The following is a 6,792-nucleotide window of genomic DNA, read 5'->3' on the forward strand; positions in this document are numbered from 1 at the left end:
TTATTTTTATTAAAAACACTTTTAAAAAATAATCAGTATTAAAAAGTGATTGCCAAACCTGAGTTGTGCGTTTTTTGAACGGCAAACAGCCTCGCTACAGCGTTTAATCGTTAAAGTGGTTAACAGGGCATGATTATAGGGGTTTATCTACCCATTGGCGATAACCTCCCGTGGCAAGATAACCGTGACGTAATGGGCTGAGCATGCACTGTGGCAGAAGAGAACGACGACAAAACGGAAGCCCCCACACCCCACCGACTTGAAAAAGCGCGTGAGGAAGGGCAGATCCCCCGATCCCGAGAATTGACCTCCCTGCTGATCCTTGTCGTAGGGGTGTGCATTATCTGGTGGGGTGGGGAGTCGCTCGCCCGCAAGCTGGCGGGAATGCTCTCAACTGGCTTACGTTTTGACCACAGTATGGTCAATGACCCGAATCTGATCCTCAGCCAGATTATTCAGTTAATAAAAGGGGCCATGGTTGCGCTGCTGCCCTTAATTACCGGCGTGGTGCTGGTGGCGCTGGTCTCTCCAGTCATGCTGGGCGGTCTGGTGTTTAGCGGAAAATCACTGCAGCCCAAATTTTCGAAGCTGAACCCACTGCCGGGCATTGCGAAAATGTTTTCGGCGCAGACCGGCGCCGAGCTGCTCAAGGCTATTCTCAAATCGGTGCTGATGGGCAGTTCTGCCGGGTTCTTCCTCTGGTATCACTGGCCCGAAATGATGCGCCTCATCAGCGAGTCGCCCCTTACTGCCATGAGTAATGCCCTGAATCTGGTTGGACTCTGCGCGCTGCTGGTGGTGCTCAGCATTATCCCGATGGTCGGTTTTGACGTTATCTTCCAGCTTTATAGCCATTTCAAGAAACTGCGGATGTCACGTCAGGATATCCGTGACGAATATAAGCAGATGGAAGGTGACCCGCACGTTAAAGGGCGTATCCGTCAGATGCAGCGTGCTGCCGCTCGTCGGCGCATGATGGAGGATGTGCCGAAGGCGGATGTCATCGTCACCAACCCGACACACTATTCCGTTGCCTTGCGCTACGACGAAAATAAGATGAGCGCGCCGAAAGTGGTGGCGAAAGGGGCGGGGCTGATCGCACTTCGTATCCGGGAAATTGGCACCGAAAACCGCGTGCCGATCCTGGAAGCTCCACCGCTGGCGCGTGCCTTATACCGCCATGCGGAAATCGGACAACAGATCCCGGGACAACTCTACGCCGCGGTGGCGGAAGTGCTGGCCTGGGTATGGCAGTTGAAACGCTGGCGTCTGGCCGGGGGTCAACGGCCTGTGAAACCTGAGAACCTTCCGGTGCCTGCCGCGCTGGATTTTATGAACGAGAAGGACACTGATGGCTAATCTGGTGGCAATGTTGCGCCTGCCCGGCAACCTGAAATCGACCCAATGGCAGATCCTCGCCGGGCCGATTCTCATCCTGTTAATTTTGTCGATGATGGTTCTGCCGCTCCCGGCATTCATCCTCGATCTGCTATTCACGTTTAATATTGCGCTCTCCATTATGGTGCTGCTGGTGGCGATGTTCACTCAGCGGACCCTGGAGTTTGCCGCGTTCCCGACCATTCTGCTGTTTACCACTCTGCTGCGACTGGCGCTGAACGTGGCGTCCACGCGTATCATTCTGATGGAAGGGCACACCGGCGCGGCAGCAGCAGGTAAAGTGGTGGAGGCCTTCGGCCACTTCCTGGTAGGCGGTAATTTCGCTATCGGTATCGTGGTATTCGTTATCCTCGTGATCATCAACTTTATGGTTATCACCAAAGGTGCCGGGCGTATTGCGGAAGTGGGCGCCCGTTTTGTGCTGGACGGGATGCCGGGCAAGCAGATGGCGATCGACGCCGATCTGAATGCCGGGTTAATCGCGGAAGATGAAGCCAAAAAACGCCGTGCGGAAGTCACTCAGGAAGCGGACTTCTACGGATCCATGGACGGTGCGAGTAAGTTTGTGCGCGGTGATGCCATCGCGGGCATTCTGATCATGGTGATTAACGTGGTGGGCGGCCTTCTGGTGGGGGTATTGCAGCACGGCATGGACATGGGCCACGCGGCGGAAAGCTACACGCTGCTGACTATTGGTGATGGTCTGGTCGCGCAGATCCCGGCGCTGGTCATCTCAACGGCGGCGGGCGTGATTGTCACCCGCGTGAGTACCGATCAGGACGTTGGCGAGCAGATGGTTGGCCAGCTCTTCAGTAACCCGCGCGTAATGCTGCTGGCCGCTGCCGTTCTGGGTCTGCTTGGTCTGGTACCGGGCATGCCAAACCTCGTCTTCCTGCTGTTCACTGCGGGTCTGCTGGGGCTGGCCTGGTGGATGCGTGGCCGTGAAACCCAACCTGCGGCGGATCCGGTTCCGGTGAAAATGCCGGAGAATACTCAGGCCGTCGAGGCGACGTGGAACGACGTGCAGCTGGAAGATTCCCTGGGAATGGAAGTGGGGTATCGCCTGATCCCGATGGTGGATTTTCAGCAGGATGGCGAGCTGCTTGGCCGTATCCGCAGTATCCGTAAAAAATTCGCTCAGGATATGGGCTTCCTGCCGCCGGTGGTTCACATCCGTGACAATATGGATCTGCCGCCTGCGCGCTACCGTATTCTGATGAAAGGGGTCGAAATTGGCAGCGGCGATGCCTACCCGGGGCGCTGGCTGGCCATTAACCCTGGCACCGCGGCAGGCACGCTGCCGGGCGAGCAAACCGTCGATCCGGCCTTTGGTCTGGCGGCCATCTGGATTGAAAGTGCGCTGAAAGAGCAGGCGCAAATCCAGGGGTATACGGTGGTCGAAGCCAGTACCGTGGTGGCAACCCACCTTAATCATCTGATTGGGCAATTCTCGGCAGAGCTGTTTGGTCGTCAGGAAGCGCAGCAGCTTCTCGACCGCGTGACGCAGGAGATGCCGAAGCTGACGGAAGATCTGGTCCCGGGCGTGCTGACGTTAACCACGCTGCACAAGGTGCTGCAAAACCTGCTCGAGGAAAAAGTGCCGATCCGCGATATGCGAACCATTCTGGAAACCCTTGCCGAGCATGCGCCGCTGCAAAGCGATCCGCACGAGCTGACGGCGGTGGTGCGCGTGGCGCTGGGGCGTGCAATCACGCAGCAGTGGTTCCCGGGAACCGGAGAAGTGCAGGTGATTGGCCTCGACACGCCGCTTGAACGTCTGCTGCTGCAGGCCCTGCAGGGCGGGGGCGGCCTGGAGCCAGGTCTGGCGGATCGCCTGCTGGAGCAGACCCAGGAGGCACTGGCACGTCAGGAGATGCTGGGGGCGCCACCGGTGCTGCTGGTCAACCATGCGCTGCGTCCGCTGCTGTCGCGCTTCCTGCGGCGCAGCCTGAACCAGCTGGTGGTGCTGTCGAATATGGAGTTGTCGGATAACCGTCATATCCGCATGACGGCGACGATTGGAGGAAAATAATGGCTAAATGGCTTTGGATTATGTTCTTCCCGCTGGCGGCACAGGCGGCCGGGGAAGGCGCCTGGCAGGCAAGCAGCATGGGCGTGACCCTGAGCAACCGGGGTGTCGCCATGTCTTCTACTCCGCTGTCGCCCTCTGAAGCGGTTTCCGGTCTGATGGGGATGGTGGTCTGGAATTACAGACTGATTGGCCCAACGCCAGCCGGACTGCGGGTGCGGCTCTGCTCCCAGAGTCGCTGTACGGAAATCGACGGAGAGAATGGCACGACGCAGGCGTTCAACGGCGTGCCCGCCATTGAACCTTTGCGTTTTATCTGGGAAGTGCCGGGCGGGGGACGTTTGATCCCGGCGCTAAAAGTGCAGAGCAATTCTGTCATTGTAAACTACCGCTAACTGCCCGCTTTTTCACCAGCCATCAGGGAATACTGATGGCTGGCTCGCAAAACTGACCTCACCTTTTGATGAAAAAGAAACGCTGTTTTATAAATCAGTGACACGCGTGACGATACTCTTTGCATTTTTGCCATTCACCCCCTGCGTGATGGCAGAAACAGAAAGGTATCAGGAAGTCGATGCCTTTACTGTAGCCGTGTAAAAGCTCCCGGACGAGGTTTGCTTACAGGGAGTCTCCCAACATTGATTAGGGTTGACGGCAATGAAAACACGTAAAATTGGACTCGCAAATTATCTTGCATACGGGTCAGGTGATTTCCTCGGGGCGGGTACCACCGCCCTGACGGCGGCCTGGCTTTTGTATTTTTACACCACCTTCTGTGGACTCACACCGATTGAAGCAACGTTCATTTTTGCCGCGGCACGGGTACTGGATGCCGTTGTCAGTCCGTTAATGGGGTTTTTGACGGACAACTTCGGTACGACCTGGCTCGGAAAGCGCTTTGGTCGACGTAAATTCTTTATTCTGCTGGGGATCCCGTGCGTGTTCAGCTACTCGCTGATGTGGGTGGGGGACATGAATTTCTGGTATTACCTGCTGACTTATCTGGTGTTTGATATCGTCTACACCATGATTCTGGTGCCGTACGAGACGCTGGTGCCGGAAATGACCGATGACTTCAAACAGAAAACCAAGTTCTCCGGGGCGCGTATTTCCATGGCGCAGATGTCCGCCATTCTGGCCTCCTTTCTGCCCGGGATATTGCTCACGCATTTCGGTAAAGACAATGCGGTCTCCTTCTTCTATGCAAGCCTGGTTTTCTCCGTTCTGTGCGCCCTGATGCTCATTTTCGTCTGGTGCTTTACCTGGGAACGTCCGCGTGAGGAATGGTCCGAAGCGGCGCTGCGGGCTGAAGAAGAGAAGAAGAAGCTGACGCTGGGCCAGAGCCTCAATCGTCTGTTAGTGGAACTGAGTTCTACGCTGCGAATTAAAATTTTCCGCCAGCATCTGGGCATGTATCTCGGCGGCTACATTGCGCAGGATGTATTTAACGCGGTCTTCACCTACTACGTGGTGTTTGTGCTGATGCAGGAAGCCTCAATGGCCTCTAACCTGCTCGGTACGATGGCCATCTTCCAGTTTCTCGCCGTGCTCGGGATGATCCCGCTGTGCATTCGCTTTGGTCCTGCGCCGTCCTACCGCATGGTGGTGGTACTGTTTGGCCTGGCCTCTCTTTCTTACGCCGTCCTCTATTATGCCGGGCTGAGCGACATCTATTCTCTGCTGCTGCTGGTTTCTGCCATTGCCGGTCTTGGCCGCGGCGGTATCAACTACGTGCCGTGGAATACCTATACCTACATCGCTGATGTGGACGAAGTGATCACCGGTCAGCGCCGCGAAGGGATCTTCGCCGGCATCATGACCCTCACCCGTAAAGCCTCTCAGGCCGGTGCGGTGATGCTGGTGGGCATCGTGATGCAGATGTCCGGCTTTGTCAGCGGTCAGAAAGTACAGCCTGCGGAAGTGAGCCATACCATTTTGATGATCCTGAGTGTGGGCACCCTCCTGGTGCTGTTCTGCGGATTCCTCGTTTCTCTGCGCTTCAGACTGAATTTACAGACCCACAGCACGCTGCGCGAGGAGACCGCGAAAATGCGTGCGTGGGGTCATGCGATACCGGAATCAGCGACGCCGCATGCCCGCGCCACTGTCGAGATGCTGGCCGGTATGCCGTATGCGTCACTGTGGGGTAATAACAACATCGGTTATCTGAATCGCAATAAGCCAGCCGCACCTTCGCTGAAGGATCGTGAAGTACTGAATTCGACATACAACAGAGGTTAAGATGATGAAAGTTTGGCCTGTCAAACATAGCCCGTTATTGCGTCAACCTGAACGCTTTATTGCCAGAGATGAGCTGAAAGCACTGATTCAAAAGGTGACGCATAACCTGGTCAATATCCACGACAAGACGGGTGAGTTTTTGCTGCGGCTGGACGACGGGCGCGTGATCGACACCAAAGGCTGGGCCGGATGGGAATGGACGCACGGCGTCGGTTTGTACGGTATCTGGCAGTATTACTGCCAGACCGGTGACACAGGCATGCGCGACATTATCGACAGCTGGTTTGCTGACCGTTTTGCTGAAGGTGCCACTACCAAAAACGTCAATACGATGTCGCCGTTCCTGACGCTGGCCTGTCGTTATGAAGAGACCAAAAACCCGGCCTGGCTGCCGTGGCTGGAAAGCTGGGCGGAATGGGCGATGACCGAGATGCCGCGCACCGATCACGGTGGCATGCAGCACATCACCCTGGCGGAAGAGAATCATCAGCAGATGTGGGATGACACGCTGATGATGACGGTGTTGCCGCTGGCGAAAATCGGCAAACTGCTCAACAAACCGGAGTACGTTGAAGAGGCGGTGTATCAGTTCCTGCTGCACGTGCAGAACCTGATGGACCGGGACACGGGCCTGTGGTTCCACGGCTGGAGTTACGACGGCAACCATAACTTTGCCCGTGCCCGCTGGGCGAGGGGCAACAGCTGGCTCACCATCGTGATTCCGGATTTCCTCGAACTGATTGATTTGCCGGAAAACAACGCCGTGCGCCGTTATCTGGTGCAGGTATTGAATGCGCAAATTGCCGCGCTGGCAAAGTGTCAGGACGAGAGCGGCTTGTGGCATACCCTGCTGGACGATCCGGGCTCGTACCTGGAGGCGTCCGCGACGGCCGGGTTTGCCTACGGGATCCTGAAAGCGGTGCGTAAGCGCTATGTTGCGCCTGCGTATGCTGACGTTGCTGAAAAAGCGATTCGCGGCATCGTGAAAAATATCTCGCCGGAAGGGGAGTTATTGCAAACCTCGTTCGGCACGGGGATGGGCAGCGACCAGGCGTTTTATCGCCAAATCCCGCTGACGTCGATGCCCTACGGACAGGCCATGGCGATTCTGTGTCTGAATGTTC

General features: G+C 56.4%; 5 protein-coding genes. All 5 read left to right on the forward strand.

What is annotated here, in order from left to right:
- The first annotated feature begins 210 nt into the window (after window positions 1-210).
- A complete protein-coding gene (flhB, locus tag L977_RS09945; RefSeq protein WP_023330732.1) occupies window positions 211-1,359 on the forward strand; it encodes a flagellar biosynthesis protein FlhB in 1,149 nt (382 codons plus the stop codon).
- The gene (flhA, locus tag L977_RS09950) at window positions 1,352-3,430 is read left to right on the forward strand and encodes a flagellar biosynthesis protein FlhA (protein ID WP_014884334.1); all 2,079 of its coding nucleotides are present in this window, start codon (window positions 1,352-1,354) and stop codon (window positions 3,428-3,430) included. The genes flhB and flhA overlap by 8 nt, the downstream gene beginning before the upstream one ends.
- Complete coding sequence (gene flhE, locus L977_RS09955; RefSeq protein ID WP_047027920.1) at window positions 3,430-3,822, forward strand: flagellar protein FlhE; 393 nt, start codon at window positions 3,430-3,432, stop codon at window positions 3,820-3,822. The genes flhA and flhE overlap by 1 nt, the downstream gene beginning before the upstream one ends.
- A gap of 262 nt (window positions 3,823-4,084) precedes the next feature.
- Entirely contained in the window at window positions 4,085-5,668 is a 1,584-nt protein-coding gene (locus tag L977_RS09960; RefSeq protein ID WP_047625671.1) for an MFS transporter, read from the forward strand.
- Between the two features lie 4 nt (window positions 5,669-5,672).
- Window positions 5,673-6,792, forward strand: a 1,120-nt coding sequence (gene bglB, locus L977_RS09965; RefSeq protein ID WP_047625672.1) for a beta-galactosidase BglB, incomplete at its 3' end; no start/stop codon positions are given.

It is taken from the genome of Enterobacter sp. ZOR0014, assembly GCF_000798855.1.
Lineage (GTDB): Bacteria > Pseudomonadota > Gammaproteobacteria > Enterobacterales > Enterobacteriaceae > Enterobacter > Enterobacter kobei.

Bases quoted from the DNA above. Each gene is read 5' to 3' on its own strand.
- flhA (WP_014884334.1), top strand. From the start codon at position 1,352: ATGGCTAATCTGGTGGCAATGTTGCGCCTGCCCGGCAACCTGAAATCG.
- flhE (WP_047027920.1), top strand. From the start codon at position 3,430: ATGGCTAAATGGCTTTGGATTATGTTCTTCCCGCTGGCGGCACAGGCG.
- L977_RS09960 (WP_047625671.1), top strand. From the start codon at position 4,085: ATGAAAACACGTAAAATTGGACTCGCAAATTATCTTGCATACGGGTCA.